The organism is Streptomyces sp. NPDC000348 (assembly GCF_042898795.1).
In the GTDB taxonomy this organism is placed as follows: Bacteria; Actinomycetota; Actinomycetes; order Streptomycetales; family Streptomycetaceae; genus Streptomyces.
The window spans coordinates 360,918-385,635 of the sequence record NZ_JBIAZD010000006.1; the positions used below are offsets into that span (position 1 = coordinate 360,918).

Annotated in this window: 18 protein-coding genes and 3 pseudogenes; 7 read left to right on the forward strand and 14 right to left on the reverse strand. The window is 71.7% G+C overall.

What is annotated here, in order from left to right; translation table 11 throughout:
* Positions 1-170: 170 nt before the first annotated feature.
* From ACFY3N_RS15225 to ACFY3N_RS15270, 10 genes are all read right to left on the reverse strand, one after another.
* On the reverse strand, positions 171-1,169 hold the full coding sequence (locus ACFY3N_RS15225) for a sugar phosphate isomerase/epimerase family protein (RefSeq protein WP_390817127.1): 999 nt from the start codon (positions 1,167-1,169) through the stop codon (positions 171-173).
* A 15-nt stretch (positions 1,170-1,184) separates the two neighbouring features.
* A complete protein-coding gene (locus ACFY3N_RS15230; protein ID WP_390817128.1) occupies positions 1,185-2,393 on the reverse strand; it encodes a Gfo/Idh/MocA family protein in 1,209 nt (402 codons plus the stop codon).
* A 79-nt stretch (positions 2,394-2,472) separates the two neighbouring features.
* Positions 2,473-3,513: a substrate-binding domain-containing protein gene (locus ACFY3N_RS15235; RefSeq protein ID WP_390817129.1), complete on the reverse strand. Its 1,041-nt coding sequence runs from the start codon at positions 3,511-3,513 to the stop codon at positions 2,473-2,475.
* A gap of 17 nt (positions 3,514-3,530) precedes the next feature.
* Positions 3,531-4,550 (reverse strand): ABC transporter permease, encoded by a 1,020-nt coding sequence (locus ACFY3N_RS15240; protein WP_390817130.1) that lies wholly within the window; start codon positions 4,548-4,550, stop codon positions 3,531-3,533.
* A complete protein-coding gene (locus ACFY3N_RS15245; protein ID WP_390817131.1) occupies positions 4,547-6,064 on the reverse strand; it encodes a sugar ABC transporter ATP-binding protein in 1,518 nt (505 codons plus the stop codon). Before ACFY3N_RS15245 ends, ACFY3N_RS15240 begins: the two co-directional genes overlap by 4 nt.
* A 349-nt stretch (positions 6,065-6,413) precedes the next feature.
* Entirely contained in the window at positions 6,414-7,595 is a 1,182-nt protein-coding gene (locus ACFY3N_RS15250; RefSeq protein WP_390817132.1) for an ROK family protein, read from the reverse strand.
* Positions 7,596-7,813: 218 nt separating this feature from the next.
* On the reverse strand, positions 7,814-8,491 hold the full coding sequence (locus ACFY3N_RS15255) for a GntR family transcriptional regulator (RefSeq protein WP_390817133.1): 678 nt from the start codon (positions 8,489-8,491) through the stop codon (positions 7,814-7,816).
* Positions 8,492-8,648: 157 nt separating this feature from the next.
* Positions 8,649-9,596 (reverse strand): beta-ketoacyl-ACP synthase III, encoded by a 948-nt coding sequence (locus tag ACFY3N_RS15260; RefSeq protein ID WP_390817134.1) that lies wholly within the window; start codon positions 9,594-9,596, stop codon positions 8,649-8,651.
* 146 nt (positions 9,597-9,742) lie between these two features.
* Positions 9,743-9,883, reverse strand: coding sequence for a hypothetical protein (locus ACFY3N_RS15265; protein ID WP_390817135.1), 141 nt, complete (start codon positions 9,881-9,883; stop codon positions 9,743-9,745).
* Positions 9,852-11,192: an OFA family MFS transporter gene (locus ACFY3N_RS15270; RefSeq protein ID WP_390817136.1), complete on the reverse strand. Its 1,341-nt coding sequence runs from the start codon at positions 11,190-11,192 to the stop codon at positions 9,852-9,854. The genes ACFY3N_RS15265 and ACFY3N_RS15270 overlap by 32 nt, the downstream gene beginning before the upstream one ends.
* 148 nt (positions 11,193-11,340) lie before the next feature.
* Here ACFY3N_RS15270 and ACFY3N_RS15275 point away from each other — a divergent pair.
* The 3 genes and pseudogenes from ACFY3N_RS15275 to fdhD form a co-directional block, all read left to right on the forward strand.
* Positions 11,341-11,535, forward strand: a pseudogene (locus ACFY3N_RS15275) (NADH-ubiquinone oxidoreductase-F iron-sulfur binding region domain-containing protein); the annotation flags it as partial.
* Positions 11,536-11,636: 101 nt separating this feature from the next.
* Positions 11,637-12,002, forward strand: a pseudogene (locus ACFY3N_RS15280) (Fe-S-binding domain-containing protein); the annotation flags it as partial.
* Positions 12,003-12,018: 16 nt separating this feature from the next.
* The gene (gene fdhD / locus ACFY3N_RS15285; protein ID WP_390817137.1) at positions 12,019-12,867 is read left to right on the forward strand and encodes a formate dehydrogenase accessory sulfurtransferase FdhD; all 849 of its coding nucleotides are present in this window, start codon (positions 12,019-12,021) and stop codon (positions 12,865-12,867) included.
* 220 nt (positions 12,868-13,087) lie between these two features.
* Here the strand turns inward: fdhD and ACFY3N_RS15290 are convergent, their stop codons facing one another.
* Entirely contained in the window at positions 13,088-14,128 is a 1,041-nt protein-coding gene (locus ACFY3N_RS15290; RefSeq protein ID WP_390817138.1) for a bile acid:sodium symporter family protein, read from the reverse strand.
* A 148-nt stretch (positions 14,129-14,276) separates the two neighbouring features.
* Here ACFY3N_RS15290 and ACFY3N_RS15295 point away from each other — a divergent pair, with 148 nt between their 5' ends.
* The 3 genes from ACFY3N_RS15295 (at position 14,277) to ACFY3N_RS15305 (ending at position 18,193) form a co-directional block, all read left to right on the forward strand.
* Positions 14,277-15,149: a LysR family transcriptional regulator gene (locus ACFY3N_RS15295; protein WP_390817139.1), complete on the forward strand. Its 873-nt coding sequence runs from the start codon at positions 14,277-14,279 to the stop codon at positions 15,147-15,149.
* Positions 15,150-15,443: 294 nt separating this feature from the next.
* Positions 15,444-17,270: an AMP-dependent synthetase/ligase gene (locus ACFY3N_RS15300; RefSeq protein ID WP_390817140.1), complete on the forward strand. Its 1,827-nt coding sequence runs from the start codon at positions 15,444-15,446 to the stop codon at positions 17,268-17,270.
* A gap of 134 nt (positions 17,271-17,404) precedes the next feature.
* Complete coding sequence (locus ACFY3N_RS15305; RefSeq protein ID WP_390817203.1) at positions 17,405-18,193, forward strand: aldo/keto reductase; 789 nt, start codon at positions 17,405-17,407, stop codon at positions 18,191-18,193.
* A 65-nt stretch (positions 18,194-18,258) separates the two neighbouring features.
* Here ACFY3N_RS15305 and ACFY3N_RS15310 read toward each other — a convergent pair.
* From ACFY3N_RS15310 to ACFY3N_RS15320, 3 genes and pseudogenes are all read right to left on the reverse strand, one after another.
* Positions 18,259-18,369 (reverse strand): annotated as a pseudogene (locus ACFY3N_RS15310) (short-chain dehydrogenase); the annotation flags it as partial.
* Between the two features lie 71 nt (positions 18,370-18,440).
* Positions 18,441-19,325 (reverse strand): class I SAM-dependent methyltransferase, encoded by an 885-nt coding sequence (locus tag ACFY3N_RS15315; protein ID WP_390817141.1) that lies wholly within the window; start codon positions 19,323-19,325, stop codon positions 18,441-18,443.
* 165 nt (positions 19,326-19,490) lie between these two features.
* Complete coding sequence (locus tag ACFY3N_RS15320) at positions 19,491-21,209, reverse strand: glycoside hydrolase family 6 protein (RefSeq protein WP_390817142.1); 1,719 nt, start codon at positions 21,207-21,209, stop codon at positions 19,491-19,493.
* Positions 21,210-21,702: 493 nt separating this feature from the next.
* Here ACFY3N_RS15320 and ACFY3N_RS15325 point away from each other — a divergent pair, with 493 nt between their 5' ends.
* Positions 21,703-24,618, forward strand: a complete 2,916-nt coding sequence (locus tag ACFY3N_RS15325; RefSeq protein ID WP_390817143.1) for a glycoside hydrolase family 48 protein — start codon at positions 21,703-21,705, stop codon at positions 24,616-24,618.
* Positions 24,619-24,718: the final 100 nt, after the last annotated feature.

Consider the following 24,718-nt stretch of genomic DNA (forward strand, 5'->3'; position numbering starts at 1 on the left):
TCCTGAACCCTTCAGGGACGGTAACCGCGTTCTTCCGGGGCGAACACCCCTTGGACCGGGACCGGTCGGCCTTTTTCCCAACTCAGGACAAAGAGGGATCCGGGCAGGTCGGACCGGGGGGCCGGCGGATGTTCCGGCCCCCGTCCTCGACCTGCCGTCGGGCCTGCGGATCAGCTGTTGAACGCGGCGTCGAAGGACGCGCTGGGCGGTTCGAAGTCGAACGCCTTGAGGCGGGTGAGCGCCTCGGGAGCGCCCTGGAGCCGGTCCATGCCGGCGTCCTCCCACTCGACGGAGACGGGCCCCCGGTAGTCGATGGAGCGCAGCATGCGGAAGACGTCCTCCCAGGGGACGTCGCCGTGGCCGGCGGAGACGAAGTCCCAGCCGCGCCGGGGATCGCCCCAGGGCAGGTGGGAACCGAGGCGGCCGTTGCGCCCGTCGAGGCGCCTGCGGGCCTCCTTGCAGTCGACGTGGTAGATCCGGTCGCGGAAGTCCCACAGGAAGCCGACCGGGTCGAGGTCCTGCCACACGAAGTGGGAGGGGTCGAAGTTGAGGCCGAAGGCCGGCCGGCGGTCGACCGCGTCCAGGGCGCGTACGGTCGTCCAGTAGTCGTAGGCGATCTCGCTGGGGTGGACCTCGTGCGCGAACCGCACGCCCTCGGCGTCGAAGACGTCCAGGATCGGGTTCCACCGCTCGGCGAAGTCCTCGTAGCCGCGCTCGATCATCGACTCGGGGGCTGGCGGGAACATGGCGACCAGGTGCCAGATGGCGGAGCCGGTGAAGCCGATGACGGTGTCGACGCCGAGGAGGGCCGCGGCGCGCGCGGTGTCCTTGATCTCGGCGGCGGCCCGCTGCCGTACGCCCTCGGCCTCGCCGTCGCCCCAGATGCGGGCGGGCAGGATCGCCCGGTGGCGTTCGTCGATGATGGCGTCGCACACCGCCTGCCCCACCAGGTGGTTGGAGATCGCCCAGCACTTCAGGCCGTACTTCTCCAGGAGCCGGTGACGGCCGGCGACGTAGGACGGGTCGGCGAGCGCCTTGTCCACCTCGAAGTGGTCGCCCCAGCAGGCGAGTTCGAGACCGTCGTAGCCGAAGTCGCGGGCGAGTCGGCAGACCTCCTCCAGTGGCAGGTCCGCCCACTGGCCGGTGAACAGCGTGAAGTCGCGCGGCATCTGTGTCCGTCCTCCTCAGGCGGTTGTCGGTGTGTAGACGGAGTTCTTCTCGGCGCTCTCCTCCACCGCCGCCAGGACGCGCTGCACCTGGAGCCCGTCGGCGAAGGAGGGGTCGGGGCCTCGGCCCTCGGCGACCGCGTGGACCAGGTCGCGGGCCTGGTGCACGAAGGTGTGCTCGTAGCCGAGGCCGTGGCCCGGCGGCCACCAGGCCTCGAGGTAGGGGTGGTCGGGTTCGGTGACGAGGATGCGGCGGAAGCCGGCGTGCGTTCCCGGCTCGGTGCCGTCGTGGTACGACAGCTCGTTGAGCCGCTCCAGGTCGAAGGCGAGCGAGCCGCGCTCGCCGTTGAGTTCGATGCGCAGGGCGTTCTTGCGTCCGGTGGCGTACCGGGTGGCCTCGAAGGAGGCGAGGGCGCCGGAGGTGAAGCGGCCGGTGAACAGGGCGGCGTCGTCGACGGTGACCTGCCCGGTGCCGGCGGCGGAGACGGCGGCCAGGCCGGCACTGGGGGCGGTGGGCAGCGGCCGCTCCCGCACGAACGTCTCGGTGAGCGCGGAGACGCCCGCCAGCTGCTCGCCGGCCAGGTACTGCGCCAGGTCGACGATGTGCGCGCCGAGGTCGCCGAGCGAACCGGAGCCGGCGTGCTCGCGGCGCAGCCGCCAGGTCAGCGGGAACTGCGGGTCCACCAGCCAGTCCTGCAGATACGCGACCCGCACGTGCCGCAGTTTCCCGATCCGGCCCTCGGCCACCATCCGCCGGGCCAGCGCGGTCGCGGGGACCCGGCGGTAGTTGAAGCCGACCATCGCCACCTGTCCGCGCGCCGCCGCCTCTTCGGCGGCGCGGGTCATCGCCTCGGCCTCCGCGACGGTGTTGGCGAGGGGTTTTTCGCACAGCACGTGCTTGCCGGCGGCGAGCGCGGCGAGCGCGATCTCGGCGTGGCTGTCGCCGGGGGTGCAGATGTCGACGAGGTCGACGTCGTCCCGTTCGACGAGGGCGCGCCAGTCCGTCTCGGTCTCCGCCCAGCCGTGCCGGTCGGCCGCCGCGCGCACGGCGTCGGCGTCCCGGCCGCAGATCACGGCCATGTGGGGAGTCAGCGGCAGGTCGAAGACGCGGCCCGCGGTGCGCCAGCCCTGGGAGTGGGCGGCGCCCATGAAGGCGTAACCGACCATGCCGATGCGCAGCGGTGGCTTCCCCGTCTCCGCCCCGTCGGACGCTTGCGGCTGTGCCATTCGGATGTCCTCCTCGTCGTCGTGGCGGGCGGGGTGGGCCCCGCCCGGGGGGCTGGTCAGGCCCGTGGGGCGGGGCTTCTCACTTGAAGCCGGTGGACATGTACTGGTCCACGTTCTCCTTGTCGACGACGGCCGAGTAGCAGGTCACCGACGAGGGGATCTCGAACTCCGCGAGGCCGCCGACGCCCTTGCCCTGGCCGAGGGCGCGGGCCAGGTCGATCGCGGAGGCGGCCATCGTCGGCGGGTACAGGACGGTCGCCTTCAGGACACCGTCGTCGGCCTTGATGGCCTGGAAGGCGGCGAGCGCGCCCGCGCCGCCCACCATCAGGAACTCGTCGCGCCCGGCCTGCTCGATGGCGCGCAGCGCGCCCACGCCCTGGTCGTCGTCGTGGTTCCACAGCGCGTCGATCCGCGACTGCGCCTGGAGCAGCTGGGCCGTCTTGGCCTGGCCGGACTCGACGGTGAACTCGGCGGCCTGGCGGGCCACCTTCTGGATGTTGGGGTAGTTCTTCAGCGCGTCGTCGAAGCCCTGGGTGCGCTGCTTGGTCAGCTCCAGGTTGTCCAGGCCGGCCAGCTCGACGACCTTGGCGCCCTGCTTGCCCTTGAGCTTCTCGCCGATGTAGTGGCCGGCGTTGAGGCCCATGCCGTAGTTGTCGCCGCCGACCCAGCAGCGGTACGCCTGCGGGGTGTTGAAGATCCGGTCGAGGTTGACGACCGGGATGCCGGCGCGCATCGCCTTCAGCCCGACCTGGGTGAGGGCCTTGCCGTCGGCGGGCAGGATCACCAGGACGTCGACCTTCTTGTTGATGAGGGTCTCGATCTGGCCGATCTGCTGGGCGGTGTCGTTGGATCCCTCGGTGATCTCCAGGGTGACGTCGGAGTACTTCTCCGCCCGCTTCTTGGCGTTGTCGTTGATGGCGTTGAGCCAGCCGTGGTCGGCCTGCGGTCCGGCGAAGCCGATGGTGACCTGCTTGCCGGGCTTGTCGTCGGCGGCCGGCCGGTCGTTCGCGGCGGGCTCGTCGTCGCTGGACTCGTTGCTGGTGCAGCCGGTGACGAGGACGCCGGCGGAGACGGCGGCCGCTCCGAAGAGAAGCCCTCTGCGGCTGGTGAACTCTGGCATGGCGGTGAACCCCTTCTTCAGGTCGTGCTCGCGGTACGGCGCTGGACCAGCACGGCGGCGACGATGATCGCGCCCTTGGCGATCTGCTGGACGTCGCTCTGCAGGTTGTTCAGGGCGAAGATGTTGGTGATCGTGGTGAAGATCAGGACGCCGAGGACGGAGCCGACGATGGTGCCCCGTCCCCCGGTGAGCAGGGTGCCGCCGATGATCGCGGCGGCGATGGCGTCGAGTTCGTAGAGGTTGCCGTTGGTGTTCTGGCCGGAGCCGGCCAGCACGATCAGCAGGAAGGCGGCGATGCCGCAGCACAGCCCGGACAGCAGGTAGAGGTAGAGCCGCTGGCGGCGTACGTCGATGCCGGCCAGCCGGGCGGCCTCCGCGTTGCCGCCGACGGCGACGGAGCGGCGGCCGAAGGTGGTCCGGTTGAGGAGCAGCCAGCCGATGACGGTGACCGCGGCGAACACCAGGACCAGCGGCGGGATGCCGAGCACGTAGGAGTCGCGCTCGCCGAGGTCGAGGACGCCCTCGACGGTGACGATCTGCGTCCGTCCGTCGGTGATCTGCAGGGCGAGGCCGCGGGCGGAGGCGAGCATGGCGAGGGTGGCGATGAACGGGACCATCCCGCCGTAGGCGATGAGCACCCCGTTGACCAGACCGCACCCCAGTCCGACGAGGACGGCGGTGAAGAGGATGCCGCCGAAGCCGTACTCCTGGGTGGCGACGGTGGTGGCCCACACCGAGGCGAGGGCGACGATCGCGCCGACCGACAGGTCGATGCCGCCGGAGATGATGACGAAGGTCATGCCGACGGTGACGACACCGATGACGGAGGCCTGGGTGAGGACGAGCTGGAGGTTGCGGGTGTCCAGGAACTCGTCGGGTTTGGTGACGCCGCCGATGAGGATCAGTACGGCGAGCACGCCGAGCAGCGACAGCGTGCGGACGTCGGCGCGGAACAGCACGGCGCGCCAGGCGGGCGTTTCGCCGGCCGACGGCACCTTGGGGGCGCTGTCCCGCGGCGGGGAGACGGGCTGCGTCATGACGCCGGGCTTCCTTCCATGACCAGGTCGAGTACACGGTGTTCGTCGAGTTCGCGGGCGGGCGCCGTGTGGACGACGCTGCCCTCGCGCAGCACCAGGACGCGGTCGGCGAGGCCGAGCACCTCGGGCACCTCGCTGGAGACCAGCAGCACGGCGAGGCCCTCGTCCGCCAGCCGGCGGACGACCGCGTAGAGCTCGGCGCGGGCGCCGACGTCGACGCCGCGGGTGGGTTCGTCGAGCAGCAGCACCCGGCAGCCGCGCAGCAGCCAGCGGGCGAGCACGGCCTTCTGCTGGTTTCCGCCGGACAGGGTGCGCACGGGCACGTCCGGGTTGTCGGGCCGCAGCGACAGCTCGCGGACCGCCGCGCGGGCCGCCCCCAGTTCGGCGCCCCGGTCGATCCAGCCGGCCTTCGCGAAGCGGGACATGGAGGAGACCGACACGTTGCGGGTGACGGACTCCAGCATCAGCAGGGCCTGCGCCTTGCGTTCCTCGGGGGCGAGCCCGAGTCCGGCGCGCACGGCGGCCCGTACGCTGCCCGGCTTCAGGGGGCGCCCGTCGACGAGGACCCGGCCGGTGTCCGGTTTGCGGGCGCCGTAGACGGTCTCCAGGATCTCGGAGCGCCCCGAGCCGACGAGTCCGGCCAGCCCGACGATCTCCCCGGGCCGCACCTGGAGGTCGAGCGGGGCGAACTCGCCCCGGCGGGACAGTCCTTCGACGGTGAGCACCGGTTCGCCCCGCGGGGCGGCGGCCGGCCGCTCCGGGAAGACGTACTCGACGTTGCGCCCGGTCATCAGCGCGACGACCTCGCGGGTCGGCGTGGACTTCGCGGGCAGCCCGCCGGCGACGGCGCGGCCGTCCTTCAGCACGGTCACCCGGTCGCCGATGCGGCGGATCTCCTCCAGGCGGTGCGAGATGTAGACGACGGCGACCCCGTCGGCGGTGAGGTCGCCGACGATGCGGAAGAGGTTGTCGACCTCGTCCGGGTCGAGCGCGGCGGACGGCTCGTCCATCACGATGAGCCGTACGTCGTGGGAGAGTGCCCGCGCCATGGACACGATCTGCTGCTGTGCCGCCGGGAGTTCGCCGACCGGCCGGGCCGGGTCGATCTCGGGGTGCCCGAGCCGCTTCAGCAGGTGCGCCGTCGACGACTTGGCCGCTCCCGACCGGACGACGAAACCGGCGGCGGTCGGTTCGTGGCCCAGGTGGACGTTCTCGGCGACCGACAGGTGCTCCACCAGGTCGAGTTCCTGGTAGATGGTGGCGATGCCGAGGCGCATGGCGGCGATCGGCGAACGCAGGGTGACGTCCTCGCCGCGCCAGCGGATGGTGCCGGTGTCGGGCTGGTGGGCGCCGGCCAGCACCTTGATCAGGGTGGACTTCCCGGCGCCGTTCTGGCCGAGCAGGCAGTGCACCTCGCCGGCCTGGACGTCGAGGTCGACGCCGTCCAGGGCCCGGACTCCGGGGAACGACTTGGTGATGCCGGACATGCTGAGCAGCGGTGGTTGTGGTGCCATGCGGATTCCCCTCGGCGGGCGTACGGGCCGGTGTCAGGGCGATCCCCTTGCGGGGCAGGCGTTTTCGGGCAGGGCTGGGTAGGGCGGTGGCGTGCCTGTACGGGTGGACCGTTCCGTGCGGTGGGAGCGGGTGCGGGGAGCGGGTGCCGTGACGCGGATGCGGTGGAGCGGTGGTGCCTGGAGCAGGTGCCGTGACGCGGATGCGGTGGAGCGGTGGTGCCTGGAACGGGTGCCGTGACGCGGATGCGGTGGAGCGGTGGAGCGGTGGTGCCTGGAACGGGTGCCGTGACGCGGATGCGGTGGAGCGGTGGTGCCTGGAGCGGGTGCGGCGAAGAGGCGGTGGAGCTGCTTACGCGGGTGAGAAGAGATGGTCGCTGATGAGCCGGGCCGCGCCGATGACTCCGGCGGTGGGCCCCAACTCCCCCAGCACGATCGGCAGGTTGCCGGTGGCCAGGGGCAGCGAGCCGCGGTAGACCTGGGTTCGGATCGCGGCGAGCAGGGTGTGGCCGAGGCCGGTCACTCCGCCGCCGATCACCACCAGGCCGGGGTTGAAGAAGCTGACCAGGCCGGCGATGACCTGGCCGGTGCGGTTGCCGCCCTCGCGGATCAGATCGAGGGCGGTGGCGTCACCGGCCGCGGCCGCGGCGGCGACGTCGGCGGCGCCGAGCGTGCCGTTCGCCTCCAGTCGTCCGGCGAGTTCGGCGGAGAGCCGCTGTTCGGCGGCCTCCGTGGCGTCCCGGGCGAGGGCCGCTCCGGAGAAGTGGGCCTCCAGACAGCCCCGGTTGCCGCAGGCGCACGGACGGCCGTCGGGCACGGCCTGGATGTGCCCGATGTCGCCCGCACTGCCCGTCGTACCGCGGTAGACCTCACCGCCGACGACGATGCCGCAGCCGATGCCGGTGCCGATCTTGACGCAGAGGAAGTCGGCGACGGTGCGGGCGACGCCCGCGTGCTGCTCCCCCATCGCCATCAGGTTCACGTCGTTGTCGACCATGACCGGGCAGCCGAGGTCCTGGCTGAGCGCCTCCCGCACGGGGAAGCCGTCCCAGCCCGGCATGATCGGCGGAGCCACCGGGATGCCCTCGGGGAAGCGGACCGGGCCCGGGACGCCGATGCCGGCGCCGTCGAACCCCTCCGCGAGCCCCGAGGCCTTCAGCTTCGCGGCCATGGCGAGCACGTGCTCGAAGACCGCGACCGGTCCCTCGCGCACGTCCATGGGCTGGTTGATGTGCCCGAGGATCTCCAGCTCGGCGTTGGTGACGGCGACGTCGACCGAGGTCGCGCCGATGTCGACGCCGAGGAAACGCAGGTGCGGGTTGAGCCGGATGTTGTGGGAGCGCCGGCCGCCGCGCGAGGCGGCGAGTCCGTCGGCCACGACGAGATCCGTCTCCAGCAGCCGGTCCACCTCCACGGCCAGTTTCGACCGGGAGAGGTCGACCTGGTCGCCCAGCTGGGCGCGGGAGTTGGGACCACCGTCACGCAGCAGCCTGAGCAGCCGCGCCTGGTGGGCGTTGGCGGGTCGCGCTGTCATACGTCTCACGAGCCCCTCCCCGCCTCGATCGGCCTGTGTGCGCCGGATTCCGGCCACGTGTGTGGCGTGCTTTCGGATGGGAAAGTAGCAGCGCCTGCCGGAGGTGGGAAGAAGTCGCGCAGGAATTGCCCCCTACTTTTTCCACTCGCAGGACAAAGGAGCCCCCGCAAGGCCGGGGAGCGAGCCCTCAATGGGGTCAAAAGGTGCGGTCGAACCGCTCAGGACTCGGCGCGCGCGTGGTACGAGCGCCGGGTGTGCTCGGTGTGTTCGCGCATGAGCCGGGTGGCCAGTTGCCCGTCGTGGGCGGCGACGGCCGCGATCAGCTCCCGGTGTTCGACCCAGGACTGTCCGCCGCGCTGCCGGGCGACGGGCGTGTAGTACCAGCGCACGCGCCGGTCGACCTGGGCGGCGAGTTCGGCGAGCACGGCGTTCCCGGCCAGCTCCATGATCTTGGCGTGGAAACGGGCGTTGAGGGCGACGGCGGCGTCCACGTCGTCGGCGGCGACCGCCTCGAGGCCCTCGGCCAGGATCTCCTCCAGTGCTGCCACGCCCGCGTCGTCGGCGTTGCCCGCGGCCAGCCGGGCCGCCTCCGCCTCCAGCAGTGTGCGGACGGTGAGGAGCTGGTCGGCCTCCTCCTCCGTCGGCTCGTGCACGAACGCGCCCTGCGCGGGCCGCAGATCGACCCAGCCCTCGGTGTTGAGCCGCTGCAGCGCCTCGCGCACCGGCTGGCGGGAGACGCCGAGGTGGCCGGCGAGTTCGCTCTCGACGAGATGCTGGCCGGGCCGGAGGGCGCGGGTGGTGATGAGTTCGAGCAGCGCCTCGTAGACCCGGTCGCGCAGCGGTCCGGGCCGTTCGAGCTTGGGCACCGCCCCCTGGGGCAGTCCGGCCGACAGCATCGCGGTCCCCCTCCTCGGCGGCGCCGTGCACCGCCGCGAACGCCGGTGCACCGCAACGCCGGTAATGATTGTCTTTTGTCTACAGTCTACGGCGCGCAGGCGCCAGGGGGCTCCGAGTCGGCCTTGTCACACCCGTACGGCGAACGGGGCGACGGGCTCAGGGACAGCGCACGACCTGTCCCGCGTACGACAGGTTCCCGCCGAAGCCGAAGAGCAGCACCGGGTCGCCGGTCGACACCTCGCCCCGTTCGACGAGCTTGGAGAAGGCGAGCGGGATGCTGGCGGCCGAGGTGTTGCCGGACTCGGTGACGTCGCGGGCGACGACGGCGTTGACGGCGCCGAGCCGGCGGGCGAGGGGTTCGACGATCCGCAGGTTGGCCTGGTGGGGCACGACCGCCGCCAGGTCCTCGGGGGCCAGTCCCGCCTTCTCGCAGGCCCGGCGGGCGATGGCGGGCAACTGGGTGGCGGCCCAGCGGTAGACGCTCTGCCCCTCCTGCGCGAACCGCGGCGGGGTCCCCTCGATCCGCACCGCGTGCCCCATCTCGGGCACCGAGCCCCACAGCACCGGCCCGATCCCCGCCGCCTCGCCCGGGGCGCAGGCCTCCACCACGGCGGCGCCCGCCCCGTCGCCGACGAGCACGCAGGTGGTCCGGTCGGTCCAGTCGGTCACGTCGGTCATCTTGTCGGCGCCGACGACCAGCACCCGGCTCGCACCGCCGGCCCGCACGGCGTGGTCGGCGGTGGCGAGGGCGTGGGTGAAGCCGGCGCACACCACGTTGATGTCCATGACCGCGGGCCCGGGCATGCCGAGCCGGGCCGCGACGCGGGCGGCCATGTTGGGCGAGCGGTCGATGGCGGTGGACGTGGCGACCAGCACGAGGTCGATCTCGGCGGGCGTCCGGCCGGCCGCCGCCAGCGCCTTGGCGGCGGCGTGCGCGGCCAGCTCGTCGACCGGTTCGTCGGGGCCGGCGACGTGGCGGGTGCGGATGCCCACCCGGCTCGTGATCCACTCGTCGCTGGTGTCGACCATGCCCGCCAGGTCCTCGTTGGTGAGGACCCGGGCGGGCTGGTAGTGGCCGACGGCGGCGATGCGCGAGCCGATCATGGGTGGGTCCCCCTCGGTGGGTCGGGTGCGGGATGCACCAGTCTGATCAGTGACTCACCGGTACGGGGGCAGGTGAAGCGACAGGAAACGGGTACGGGGCTTGTCGGCTTCGGTCAGCTCCCGAAGGGGGCGCCCCGGCTCCGCGGTCAGCCGGTGAACAGTTGTGTCGCCTTGCGCACGAGCTCGTACAGCCCGTAGGCGAGCGGCGCCCCCACCCACAGCCAGGTGAAGGCGATCAGCCCGCGGCGGTCGGGGTCAGGCGGACTCTGGCTGCTGTCGCCGGTCATCGGCGGCCTCCTCGGGCGTCTCGGTGCCGGGGACGTGGTGGCGGGGGTGGACGGGCCGGATCAGCTCGTTGGCGACGAAGCCGACGACGAGCAGTCCGATCATGACGACCAGTGACAGACCGTACAGGGACGGACCGTGCCGGCCCGCCTCCTCCTGACGGTCGGCGACCCGGTTCACGATCAGCGGTCCGAGCACACCGGCCGTGGACCAGGCGGTGAGCAGCCGGCCGTGGATCGCCCCGACCTGGTAGGTGCCGAAGAGGTCCTTCAGATACGCCGGGACCGTGGCGAAGCCGCCGCCGTAGAAGGAGAGGATCACCAGGGCGCACAGCACGAACAGCGGCTTGGAGGAGTCGCCCAGCAGCAGGATGAGCGCGTACATCAGTGCGCCGACGCCGAGGTAGACCCGGTAGATGTTCTTGCGGCCGATGAGGTCGGAGGTGGTCGACCAGCCGATGCGGCCCGCCATGTTGGCCGCCGACAGCAGGGCGACGAATCCCGCGGCGGCGGTCGCCGACACCGGTGCGGAGGTGTCCGCGAAGAAGTCGGTGATCATCGGCGCGGCCTTCTCCAGGATGCCGATGCCCGCGGTGACGTTCAGGCACAGCACCAGCCACAGCAGCCAGAACTGCGGGGTGCGCACCGCCGAACGGGCCGAGACCTGCGGTCCGCCGAGCACGGCGGGCCCGCCGGCCGCCGGACGCGCGGCGCGCGGCACCCGCACCAGCACCACCCCGAGCAGCATGAACACGGCGTACGTCAGCCCGTGCACGAGGAAGGCGAGCGCGATGCCCGCGTTGTCGCCGCCGAAGGACTCGAGCATCTGCGCCGACCAGGGCGAGGCGATCAGCGCGCCGCCGCCGAAGCCCATGATGGCGATGCCGGTGGCCATGCCGGGCCGGTCCGGGAACCACTTGATGAGCGTCGAGACGGGCGAGATGTAGCCGATGCCCAGGCCGACGCCGCCGACGAAGCCGTAGCCGAGGACGATCAGCCAGTACTGATCGGTGGCCGCGCCCAGGGCGGAGAGCAGGAAGCCGGAGGAGAAGCAGATCAGGGCGACGGTCATCGCCCAGCGCGGGCCCCGGCGTTCGACCAGGGTGCCGCCGAAGGCGGCGGACAGGCCGAGCATCACGATGCCGAGCTGGAAGGGCAGCGCGCTCTGGGTGCCGCTGAGGCCGAGCGCCGACTCCAGCGGCGGTTTGAACACGCTCCACGCGTAGGCCTGGCCGATGGAGAGGTGGACGGAGAGCGCGGCGGGCGGCACGAGCCAGCGGCTCCAGCCCGGCGGTGCGACGGGGGGACTCATGAGTCCCCCACCGTAGGGACGGCGGAGGCCGTTGAGAAGGCGGTTGAGCAGACAACCACCGGTACTGCACAAAGCCTTGCCGGGGCCATCTCCATACTGTAGACAGTATTTGGTCGACAGGGATTCAGCAGCCTTCGTGGTCCTCGGTGTCCCCTGCCGGGTCGGCCCCGTCCGCCAGGAGGAGGCTCTGCGCCGGATCGCCGGACGTACGGGCGCCGCCGCCGGCATCGCCCTGCTGCGCGAGGCCGGCCGCGCGATGCGGGACGCCTCGATCCGCGGTCCGGGGCGGACCGCGTGGAACGCCGTGGAATCCGCCATCGACCGTCCGGGGGCGTACGCATGACCGGTGACACCGCTGGGGATGCCCCGCCGCCTGCTGGAGCTCACCCCGGGCGGCGAGCCGGTCCGGGCGCCCGAGGGAGCGACGGTCCTGGACGCCACCCGTGGCGGAACACCTTCCCGATCCCGGTCGCGGGCCGGGATTTCGACGCCCGGGTCGCCGTCGGGCACGACGCCCCGCTGACCGACTCGGCCCGTGTGTACCGCGGCGACTGCGTCGAGGTCTGCTCGGCCGGGACCCTGTCGTTCACATCCGAGTTCGACACGCGGGCGGCGGGTACCCGGGACGAGGCACGGCAGTCACGGACGACGGCCGTGTGCGCGTACTGCGGAGCGGGCTGCGACCTCGCCCTCCATGTGCAGGACAATGAGATCGTGAAGGTCACCTCACCGCACGACGATCCGGTGACCCACGGCAACCTGTGCGTCAAGGGCCGTTTCGGCTTTTCGCACGTACGGAACCGGGACTGAGCGGAACTGGTGGGACATGGGACGAGTCACGGAACGACGCAAGGTGCTCCGCATCCGGGACGGGGCGGTCTCCAGCCGCCCCGACACGCTCGTCGCCGAGGAACCCCTGGAAATCAGGCTGAACGGCGGACCGCTGGCGATCACCATGCGCACGCCGGGGGACGACTTCGCCCTGGCGGCCGGGTTCCTGGTGAGCGAGGGAGTGCTCGCGACCGCCGCGGACCTGCAGAACATCGTCTACTGTGCGGGCGCGACGGCCGACGGCTCGAACACCTACAACGTGGTCGACGTGAAGACGGCCCCCGGTGTGGTGGTCCCGGACATCACACTGGAACGCAACGTCTACACCACCTCCTCCTGCGGTCTGTGCGGCAAGGCCAGCCTGGACGCGGTGCGCACGACGGCCCGCCATCCCATCGCCGACACGCCCCCGCTGCGGGTGGAGCCGGAGCTGCTGTCGAGCCTCCCGGACCGGCTGCGCGCGGCCCAGCGGGTCTTCGACCGCACCGGCGGCCTGCACGCGGCGGCCCTGTTCGACGAGGACGGCGGGCTGCTCGACGTACGGGAGGACGTGGGCCGGCACAACGCGGTCGACAAGCTGGTCGGCCGGGCCCTGCAGAGCGGGAACCTGCCGCTGTCCCGGACGATCCTGCTGGTCTCCGGCCGGGCCTCCTTCGAGCTGGCGCAGAAGGCGGTCATGGCCGGCATCCCGATGCTGGCGGCGGTCTCCGCGCCGTCCTCGCTGGCCGTGGACCTGGCGGCGGAGACGGGTCTGACCCTGGTGGGCTTCCTGCGGGGCAGCTCCATGAACGTGTACGCGGGTGAGGACCGCGTCGCCCTGCGGGCCGCGGCCGCCCGGGGCTGACCGGTCCCCCGCTGCACGGCGGCGGGGTCCCGTCGGCGGGGAGCGCCCCCTGCGCCGCGGGGCCCCGCCTCGGCGTTCGCCGGACGCACCCGGCGCCCGGGAGTCCCGGCCCCCTCGCCTCCGGGTGTCCCGTGCGGGTGTTCACGACGGCCCGGGCGCCGAGGGGCCGACCGCGGTGGCGCCGTACCGGGCCTGCTCCCGGCCGGGGCCGCCGTGCCGCTCAGCCGGAACGTGTCCCCGTACCGGCCCCGGTTCGTGGGCGTCCGGCCCGGTCCGCGGCGGCGACCTCCCCGACGGGGTCGTGCGAGCGGCGCTTGGCGATCACCGCGCACACCATCAGCTGCATCTGGTGGAACAGCATCAGCGGCAGCACGGCCAGCGAGGCCTGCGCCCCGAACAGCACGCTCGCCATGGGCAGCCCGGCGGCCAGCGACTTCTTCGAGCCGGCGAACTGGATCGCGATCCGGTCCTCCCGGCCGAACCGCAGCGCCTTGGCTCCGTACCAGGTCAGCAGCAGCATCACGGCGAGCAGGACGGCCTCGACGGCGAGCAGGGCGCCGAGCCGGGCGGGGCTCACCCGGTGCCAGACGCCCTGCACCATGCCCGCGCTGAACGCGGTGTAGACGACGAGCAGGATCGAGCCGCGGTCGACCAGCCCCAGCACCTTCCGGTGCCGGGAGACGAAGGAGCCGATCCAGCGGCGCAGCAGTTGCCCGGCGACGAACGGCACCAGCAGCTGGAGCACGATCCTCACCACCGACCCGGCGGAGAACCCGCCCCCGCCGTCGCCCAGCAGCGTCGCCGCCAGCAGCGGGGTGACGACGATGCCGGCCAGCGAGGAGAAGGAGCCGGCGCAGATCGCGGCGGGCACGTTGCCGCGGGCGATCGAGGTGAACGCGATCGACGACTGGATGGTGGACGGGACCAGGGTGAGGAAGAGCAGACCCTGGTGGAGCGGGTCGGTCAGGAACACCGGGACGAGTCCGCGGGCGGCCAGGCCCAGCACCGGGAAGACGACGAAGGTGCAGGCCAGCACGGTGACGTGGAGCCGCCAGTGCTTCAGCCCGTCCAGGGCCTCGCGGGTGGACAGCCGGGCGCCGTAGAGGAAGAACAGGAAGGCGATCGCGGCGGTGGAGGCGCCGGAGGCGATGTCGGCACCGGTCCCCCGGGCGGGGAGCAGCGCGGCGAGGCCCACCGTCCCGAGCAGCAGCAGGATGTACGGGTCGATCGGCAGCCGGCTCGGCCAACGCAGGCGTTTCACTGTGCTCCACTTGCTCGTACTCACGCTTGTGCCCAGGGACCCCAGGGACGTCCCCTCCCCATCCTGCTCCCTCCCACCGTGATCGGGAATCCCGTATACCGCTCTCACTGTCATCACGTTCCGCGATGACCGCCGCTACCCTGGCCGCATGTACGACCCGACGCAGCTGCGGACGTTCCTGTCGGTGGCGCAGACCCTGAGCTTCACGCAGGCGGCGCGGCGGCTCGGGCTGCGCCAGTCGACGGTGAGCCAGCACGTACGGCGGCTGGAGGAGGCCACCGGGCGTCAGCTGTTCACCCGGGACACCCATGCGGTGGAGCTGACCGAGGACGGCGAGGCGATGCTCGGCTTCGCCCGGCGGATCCTGGACGTGCACGAGCAGGCGACGCAGTTCTTCACCGGCACCCGGCCGCGCGGACGGCTGCGGTTCGGCGCGTCGGAGGACTTCGTGCTGACCCGGCTGCCGGAGATCCTCGAGCGGTTCCGGCACGAGCACCCGGAGGTCGACCTGGAGCTGACGGTCGAGCTGTCGGGCGTCCTGCACGAGCGGCTGGCGGCGGGCCGGCTGGACCTGGTGCTGGCCAAGCGGCGGCCCGAGGACCCGGGGGGCGAGCTGGTCTGGCACGACGAGCTGGTGTGGATCGGCGCGCCGGGTCTGCGGCCGGACCCGGACCGTCCGGTGCCGTTGATCGTCTACCCGCCGCCGGGCATCACCCGGGCCCTCGCCCTGCGGGCGCTGGAGCGGGAGGGCCGTCAGTGGCGCATCGTGTGCACCAGCGGCAGCCTCAACGGACTGCTCGCGGCGGCCCGCGCCGGGCTCGGGGTGATGGTGCACTCGCGCGGGCTGATCCCGCCGGGACTGGTGCGGATGCCGGAGCGGGCGGGGCTGCCGGAACCGGGCGAGGTGGACTTCGTGGTGGTGCACGGGCGGCGCCGCCCGTCCGCGCAGGGGGCGGCGGAAGCGCTGGCGTCGGCGATCCTCGCGGGCGGCGACCGGCTGCACCGGGGCGGGCGGGGGTGACGTCCCGGCGGGCGCGCACGCCCGGACCGGGGGCCCGTGCGGCGCACCGAAGGACGGTCAGGGGACCGTACGGATTCGGTGGAGATTGCTCCACCGAATCGTGCTCCACCGTCAGATTTCTGTCCGGCCCATTCCCGTATGAGCGCTTTTCCCTCCCCTGGCCGGTGCGGACGAGGACTCCGCCCGGTTCCCGCCCCCTCCCCGCCCTCCGTCCGCGTGGGGTAGCTTTCACGGCGCCGTGCGGGACGGGGACGTCGCCGCACCCTTCCGGGCGCCGAGGAACGGGGAGCGGGATTGCGCGAGTTCACCACCCCTCCGTTGGCCTTGGAGCCCCCGGTGGGCGGTCTGGCCGACGTGGTCTTCCGGTACGCCGAGGAGGACCCGTCGCGCATCGCGCTCGGCCGCAAGGACGCCACCGGCCGGTGGCGGGACGTGACCAGCGCGGAGTTCCGCGACGAGGTGCTCGCCCTCGCGAAGGGCCTCCTCGCGGGCGGCGTCCGGTTCGGCGACCGGGTCGCGATCATGTCCCGCACCCGGTACGAGTGGACGCTCTTCGACTTCGCGCTGTGGACGATCGGCGCGCAGGTCGTGCCCGTCTACCCCACCTCCTCCGCCGAGCAGTGCTCCTGGATGCTGCACGACGCGGAGGTGACGGCCGCGATCGTGGAGCACGAGGACCACGCGATGACGATCGCCACCGTCATCGACCGGCTGCCGCGGATGCGCCGGCTGTGGCAGCTCGACGCGGGCGCGGTGCAGGAGCTCTACGACGCGGGCGCGCACCTCGACGACGACGTGGTGCACCGGCACCGGCGGGCGGTCACCCCCGACTCGGTGGCGACGGTCATCTACACCTCGGGCACCACCGGCCGCCCCAAGGGCTGCGTGATCCCGCACGGCGGCTTCATGTACGAGGCGGACACCGTGATCGAGCGCTGGGAGCCGGTGTTCCACTCCCGCAGGGGCGACGAGGCGTCGACGCTGCTGTTCCTGCCGCTCGCGCACGTCTTCGGGCGGATGGTGGAGGTGGCGGCGATCCGCGGGAGGGTGAAGTTCGGCCATCAGCCGCAGCTGAACGCGGCGGCGCTGATGCCCGATCTAGCCGCGTTCCGGCCCACGTTCTTCCTCGCCGTGCCCTACATCTTCGAGAAGGTGTTCACCGCGGCGCGGCGCAGGGCGGAACGGGAGGGCCGCTCGGGGCCGTTCGAGAAGGCCGTCGACGTGGCCGTCGCGTACGCGGACGCGGTGGAGGCGAAGGCCTGGGGCACCGGGCCCGGCCCGTCCGCGGCGCTGCGGATGCGGCACCGGCTCTTCGACAGGCTCGTCTACGCGAAGATCCGGGCGGCGATGGGCGGCAGGATCCGGCACGCCATGTCGGGCGGTTCGGCGATGGACCGCCGGCTCGGGCTGTTCTTCGCGGGCGCGGGCGTGCACGTCTACGAGGGGTACGGACTCACGGAGTCGACGGCGGCGGCCACCGCCAACCCGCCCGGGCGCACCCGTTACGGAACGGTCGGCCGGCCCATTCCCGGGGTCACCGTGCACCTCGCGGACGACGGCGAGATCTGGCTGCACGGCGACAACGTCTTCGCCGGCTACCTCAACGACCCCGAGGCCACCGGCGAGGTCCTGCGCGACGGCTGGCTGGCCACCGGTGACCTCGGCTCCCTCGACGAGGACGGCTATCTCACCATCACCGGCCGCAAGAAGGAGATCCTGGTGACCTCCGGCGGCAAGAGCGTCTCACCGGGGGTGCTGGAGGAGCGGGTGCGGGACCATCCGCTGGTCGGCCAGTGCATCGTCGTCGGCAACGACCGCCCGTACGTCGCCGCGCTGGTCACCCTGGACCAGGAGGCCGTCGAGCACTGGCTGGCGATGCACGGCAGGCCGCGGCTGTCACCGGCCGAGCTGGTGCGCGACGCGGATCTGGAGGCGGAGGTGCGGCGGGCCGTGGTCGCGGCCAACACCCTGGTCTCGCAGGCCGAGTCGATCCGCACCTTCCGCATCCTGGCACAGCCGTTCACCGAGGAGCACGGGCTGCTCACCCCGTCGCTGAAGCTGAAGCGCAGGGCGATCGAGAAGGCATACGAAACCGAGGTCGAGGCGCTCTACCAGGCATGAATTTCCCGGTCAGGAATGCGCCGCGGGCTGTGATCGTTGACGATGGGGGTAACACTTGTAGTACCTGACCACAACCGAAGGATCGAGAGCTCGTGAGCAAGGTCCCCCCGATCACCCTGAACAACGGCGTCGAGATGCCCCAGCTGGGCTTCGGCGTCTGGCAGGTGCCGGACGCGGAGGCCGAGACGGCCGTGACGACGGCGCTGGAGGCCGGCTACCGCAGCATCGACACCGCGGCGATCTACGGCAACGAGGAGGGCACCGGACGGGCCCTCGCGAAGTCGGGCGTCCCGCGCGAGGACCTCTTCGTCACCACCAAGCTCTGGAACAGCGACCAGGGGTACGACTCCACCCTGCGGGCGTTCGACACGTCCCTGTCGAAGCTCGGCCTCGAGTACGTGGACCTCTACCTGATCCACTGGCCGACGCCCGCCCGGGACCGGTACGTCGACACGTACAAGGCGTTCGAGAAGCTGCTCGCCGACGGCCGGATCCGCGCCGTCGGCGTCTCCAACTTCCTGCCGGAGCACCTGGACCGCCTGATCGACGCGACGTCCGTCGTCCCGGCGGTCAACCAGATCGAGCTGCACCCGCACCTGCAGCAGCACGCCTCGCGCGAGTACCACGCGGAGCGGGGCATCGCGACCGAGGCGTGGTCGCCGCTCGGCTCCGGCAAGGGGATCCTGGAGATCCCGGCGATCGTGGCGATCGCGCAGAAGCACGGCCGCACGCCGGCGCAGGTGGTGCTGCGCTGGCACCTCCAGCTGGGCAACGTCGTGATCCCGAAGTCGGTGACGCCGTCCCGGATCGAGGAGAACATCGACGTCTTCGGGTTCAGCCTGGACGCGGAGGACCTGGCCGCGATCAGCGCGCTGAACGAGGACCGGCGGACCGGTCCGGACCCCGCGGAGTTCAACAACTGACCGCACGCGCGCGACGGCCTCCCCCGCCCCGGGGGAGGCCGTCGCGCGTCGCCGGAGGGTGCTCGGTCGGGCCGGCCGACGGGCCGTACCACGACGGTGTCGACGTCGACACCGGCCGGCTGCGCCACGGCCCACACGACCGAGTCGGCGATCTGGCCGGCGGTCAGCAGCCGGCCGGATGAAAACCCCCTGTGTGTCGTCGTGTGCCGGCGAGTCCCTCACTTGGAGAGCTCCCCAAGTCAAGCCGTCACACGGGCCGCACCGCCGAGTGGACCGTGTGGGCCGCCAGGACGAACAGGTCGGGGCGGTGGTGTGCGCTCGCCTTGTCGTCGGGGTCGAGGAGGCGGTCGAGGGTGGCGCGGTCGTCGGCGTCCAGCTCCTCGCCGACGACCTCGCGGGTGCGGGTGAGCGCGTCGACCACGTAGGCGCGGGCGCGGTCCGTGACCGGGGCGGGCAGGTCGAGGAGGAAGGTGCGCGAGCGGGTGTGGTGCAGGCCGGCCGAGGTGAGCAGGGCCGGCCAGTCCTCGACGACGGCCACCGAGCCCGGCAGTCCGGCCCGCATCCGGCTGAACCGCTCCTCCTCCACCGCGTCGATGCGCGCCTGGAGACCGGGCCGGCCGAAGCCGATGTCGCGGGGCAGGAACCGGGGCGGCAGACCGCCCTCCATCACGGCCAGCGTGCCGCCGGGCGCCAGCCGCGCCGCGCAGGCGGCCAGCGCGGCGGCCTGGTCCCCGAGGTGGTGCACGCTGCGGCTGGCCCACAGCAGGTCGGCCGGGTAGTCCAGCTCGCCGAGCACCTCGGGCAGTTCACCGGCGAGGGTGTCGAAACGGTCGCCGACGCCCTGCCGCCCGGCCCGGTCCCCGGCCCGCTCCAGCAGCGGCTCGGAACCGTCGACGGCCACGATCCGCGCGCCCGGGAAGGTCTCGGCGAACAGACACGAGATGACGCCGGGGCCGCTGCCCGCGTCCACGATCAGTCCCGGTTCCGTCACCTCCTTCGCCAGCCAGTTCAGGGCCCGCTCGTAGAGCGGGGTGAACAGCTCCGCCTGGGATTCGAGCAGGGGGGCCATCTCGGCCCAGTCGTGCTCGTGGTCGTGCGTGTGCTCGTGGTCGTGCGTGTGGTCGTGCGCCATGGTGCTCAGCCTCTCCGCTCGGATGCCGCCAGGGTGCGACGACGCACCGGCGAGGGGCAAACGACGTTGCCGCTCCCGCAAAAAGGACGCGGCGGAGGAGGCGCGCGGCGGTCCGCCGGGGCGGGACCTTGCGGGTCCCGCCCCGGCGGACCGGTGGTCAGCCCGTCACGACAGCGGCGGGTACGCGTTCTTCATCAGCTCCTGGAACTGGGCGGAGAACCAGTGCCCGGAGAGCGGGGCGTCGGGAAGGGCGCCCGACATGTTGTTGTCGTTCCGCGGGTTGCCGGTGTACGTCGGGTCGCACATCCGGTCGAAGCCCTTGCCCTCGTCGTTGTCGATGGCCTTGCTCGCCCCGTCGGACTCACCCGGGGGCTTCATCCACACGTAGGCGTCGATCCCGGGCTCCGGTGAGGCCTTCGGCCGCTCGCCGAGTCCGGCTCCCGACTGGTTGCACCAGTTGCCCGTGTTGAACCGGCGGTCGTAGCGGCCGCCGTCGACGTAGGTGTCCACGCTGGTCGTGGCGCCGGGCCCGGTGGGCCGGTTCGCACCGCCCCAGCCGTTGCGGGAGGTGTCGATCAGCATGCCGATGCCCGAGTCGAAGCCGATCGAGATCAGCTGGTTGCGCAGCGCCTGGGCGTACGACAGCTCGTCGACGTAGCGGTTCCAGCTGACCCACTTCGACTCGCGCACCGACTTGCCGGCCACGTTGTCGCCGATGGAGAAGTGGTCCTCCTTCAGCGCGCTGTAGTTGGCCGTGTTGGCGATGAAGCCGTGCACGTCGGCGACGGTCGCGCCCTCGGCGGTCGCGGCCTGCTTGAACATGTCGGCGGAGGCGCCGAAGTTGTCGTCCCAGCCCAGCCAGCCGTGGTGGCCGGCGTCCACGTAGTTGTAGACGTTGGCCACGTCGCCGAGCTTGTTCAGGGCGTAGCCGACGCCCTTCACGTAGTTGCCGTTGGCCTTCATCACGTCGCAGTTGGGCGTGGCGGTGGCCCGCGGGGAGACGTTGGTGACCAGGTTGGGCAGCGAGTCGATCTCGACCGTGGTGACGATCCGCAGCGAGGCGTACTTCGGGTCGGCGAGGATGGTCTTGATCGGATCGATGTACTGCGTCTTGTACTTGTCGATCTCCGTCGGGCCGAGCTCGCCGTTGGAGGCGAGGGCGGCGCAGTCACGGCCGGGCAGGTTGTAGATGACCAGCTGGATGACGAGCTCGCCGGAACCCTTCTGCCGCAGGGCCTCGTCGAGGTGGTCGCGCAGGCCCATGCCGCCGTTGACGCCGTTGATGGCGGCGGTGCGGTCCAGCCAGACGCCGGTGGGCTGGTTGGCGATGCGGCTGCCGCCCGGCTCGGCGGCGGCCTTCGCGGACCACTCGGGGTTCACGTACACCTTGGCGCCGCTGTAGGGGTTGTTCACCCGGTTGCCGGGCGGGTCGGTCGGGTCCGGCGGCGGGTCGGTGGGGCCGCCGGAGTCGACGTTGCAGGTCACGCCGTCGAGGGTGAAGGTGGCGGGGACGGCGTTGCTGCCGCTGTAGGTGCCCTGGAAGCCGAAGGAGGTCGAACCCCCGGTGGCGAGGGTGCCGTTGTAGGACTCGTTGGCGGCGGTGACGTTCGCGCCGGACTGGGTCACCTTGGCGTTCCAGCCGCTGGTGACCTTCTGGTTGCCGGCGTAGGTCCACTTCAGCGACCACGACGACTTGGCGGCGCTGTTGTTGGTGATCGTCACGGACGCGGTGAAGCCGGTGGCCCACTGGTTCTGCACCTTGTAGTCCACGGTGCAGGGGACGGCGGCCGCGCCGGTGTCGCCGGGGACGGCGGCGATCGCCGTCCCGGTGGCGCCGGCGACCAGCGCCATGGCGGCGAGAAGCGCGGTTCTGGTGCGACTCATCGTGCGGGTTTCCTATCCGTAGGGGGCTGTCCTTCTCGGGCGTGCGCGGACGGTCGCGCAGCCTGGTGCCTTACGGGTGGGAGTGCCGGTCGGGCCTGGTCGGGACAGGCCTGCGGTGCCGGCCGGGAGGTTCCGGGCAGCACGGACGGCACGTGGATCCCACGGGAACGAGCGACCCCGCGTCAGGTGCTCCACACGTGCACGGGGACGGTTAAAAGTACTGAACGCGGGGGGTGGCGCATGAGCGACTCCTTGCAGCTCGGACGCGTCGGGACGGACGCGTCGACTGGTGGAACCGCTCCCACTGGTGCACATGAAGCTAGCGCCAAGTGACGGCAAAGAACAGGGGGACCGCCGACTTTCCCTCAGCTCGGGGCGTCGAATGTTTTCGATTCGACACAAGGCTTGACCGCCCTCTACCCCATCCTCACTATGGGAGCGCTCCCACTGGTTCAAGGCTTGACATGTCCGAGTCGCAGGAGGAACCAGCACCATGCATCCCCCACCCAGGAGACGCAGAGGCTTACGGCGGTTACTGACGGCCGCCGCGGCCGCTCTCGCGCTTCCCCTGACGATGCTCTCGACCGGTTCGACCCCCGCTCAGGCGGCCGCCGTCCAGTGCAGCGTCGACTACAAGACGAACGACTGGGGCTCCGGATTCACCGCGGAGCTGACCCTCACCAACCGCGGTACGGACGTCATCGACGGCTGGACCCTGACGTACGACTACGCGGGCAACCAGAAGCTCGTGAACGGCTGGAACGGCAGCTGGACGCAGTCCGGCAAGACCGTGACCGTGAAGGACGCCGGGTACAACGGCCGGATCGCCGCCGGCGCCGCCGTCACGACCGGCGGCCAGTTCACCTACAGCGGCGGCAACGCCGCGCCCACGTCCTTCGCGATCAACGGCACCCCCTGTGTCGGCGCCCACCAGCCGCCGATCACCGTGCTGACCAGCCCCCAGGCCGGCGCCGTCTACACGCAGGGCGAGACGGTCCCGCTGGCCGCCACCGCGGCGGCGGCCGACCAGGCCACCATCACCAAGGTGGAGTTCTACGACGACACCGAACTGCTGGGCTCGGACAGCAGCGCGCCCTTCGCGCTCTCCGTCGGCGGCTTGACCGTGGGCAGTCATTCGCTGGTGGCGAAGGCGTACGACAGCATGGGCGCCTCGGCCTCCTCGACCCCGGTCGGCATCACGGTCGCCTCGGGTCCCGCCGTGGTGGCCACGCCGTCCCAACTGGGCGTTCAACAGGGCGAGTCGGGCACGTACGAGGTGAAGCTGTCCAAGCAGCCGAGCGCGAACGTGACCGTCACGACGGCGCGGGCGAGCGGCAACTCGGGGCTGTCGGTCTCCGGCGGCGGATCGCTCACCTTCACACCGTCGAACTGGAACACCGCGCAGAAGGTGACGATCGCCGCCGACTCCTCGGGCAGCGGCTCGGCGGTCTTCGAGTCCTCGGCACCGGGCCACGCCAAGGCGGCGGTCACGGTGACGCAGCTGGGCGCCCAGAAGGCGTACGACGCGCGTTTCCTGGAGCTGTACGGGAAGATCACCGACCCGGCGAACGGCTACTTCTCGCCGGAGGGCATCCCGTACCACTCGGTCGAGACGCTGATCGTCGAGGCGCCGGACCACGGTCACGAGACCACCTCGGAGGCGTACAGCTACCTGCTGTGGCTGCAGGCCATGTACGGCAAGGTGACCGGTGACTGGTCGAAGTTCAACGGGGCCTGGGACATCATGGAGAAGTTCATGATCCCGACCCACGCCGACCAGCCGACGAACTCCTTCTACAACGCCTCGAAGCCGGCGACGTACGCGCCCGAGCACGACACCCCGAACGAGTACCCCTCCGCGCTCGACTCGGGCGTCTCCGTCGGCCCCGACCCGATCGCGGCCGAGCTGAAGTCCGCCTACGGCACGGACGACGTCTACGGCATGCACTGGATCCAGGACGTCGACAACGTGTACGGCTACGGCAACTCGCCCGGCAAGTGCGAGGCGGGACCCGCGGACACCGGACCGTCGTACATCAACACCTTCCAGCGCGGCCCGCAGGAGTCGGTGTGGGAGACCGTCCCGCAGCCCACCTGCGACGCCTTCAAGTACGGCGGGAAGAACGGCTACCTGGACCTGTTCACCAAGGACGCGTCCTACGCCAAGCAGTGGAAGTTCACCAACGCCCCGGACGCCGACGCGCGTGCCGTGCAGGCCGCGTACTGGGCGGACCTGTGGGCGAAGGACCAGGGCAAGGGCTCCCAGGTGTCCGCGACCGTCGCCAAGGCCGCGAAGATGGGTGACTACCTGCGCTACGCCATGTACGACAAGTACTTCAAGAAGGTCGGCAACTGCACCAGCCCGTCCTGCCCGGCCGGCACCGGCAAGGACGCCTCGCACTACCTGCTGTCCTGGTACTACGCCTGGGGCGGCGCCACCGACACCTCGGCGGGCTGGGCCTGGCGCATCGGCTCCAGCCACGCGCACGGCGGCTACCAGAACCCGCTCGCCGCGTACGCGCTGAGCAGCTACGCGCCGCTGAAGCCGAAGTCGGCGACGGGCGCGGGCGACTGGGCGAAGTCGATGCAGCGGCAGCTGGAGTTCTACCGCTGGCTGCAGTCCGACGAGGGCGGCATCGCGGGCGGCGCGACCAACAGCTGGGCGGGCCGGTACACGACCCCGCCGTCCGGCACACCGACCTTCTACGGCATGCACTACGACGAGAAGCCGGTGTACCACGACCCGCCGTCGAACCAGTGGTTCGGCTTCCAGGCGTGGTCGATGGAGCGAGTGGCCGAGCTGTACCAGCAGACCGGCAACGCCCTCGCCAAGCAGGTCCTCGACAAGTGGGTGGACTGGGCGCTGTCCGAGACCACGGTCAACCCGGACGGCTCCTTCCGGATCCCGTCGACGCTGCAGTGGTCGGGCAAGCCCGACACCTGGAACGCGTCGTCGCCCGGCGCCAACAGCGGACTGCACGTCACCGTCGCCGACTACACCAACGACGTCGGTGTGGCCGCGGCGTACGCCAAGACGCTGACGTACTACGCCGACCGCTCCGGTGACACGGAGGCGGCGGCCACGGCGAAGGCGCTCCTGGACGGCATGTGGGAGAACAACCAGGACGCGCTCGGCATCGCCGTCCCGGAGACCCGCGCCGACTACAACCGCTTCGACGACCCGGTCCACGTCCCGAGCGGCTGGAGCGGCACCATGCCGAACGGCGACGCGATCAACTCGTCGTCGACGTTCGAGTCGATCCGCTCCTTCTACCAGGACGACCCGGCGTGGTCGAAGATCGAGTCCTACCTGGCGGGCGGCGCCGCGCCCACCTTCACGTACCACCGGTTCTGGGCCCAGGCCGACATCGCCCTGGCCATGGGCTCGTACGCGGAGCTCCTCGAATAGTCCCCGCCGACGCTCCGCGGACCGGTCCCGGCACCTGACGCCGGGGCCACACACGGCCGGGCGGTCCCACTCGCGCACGGTGGGGCCGCCCGGCCCTCGC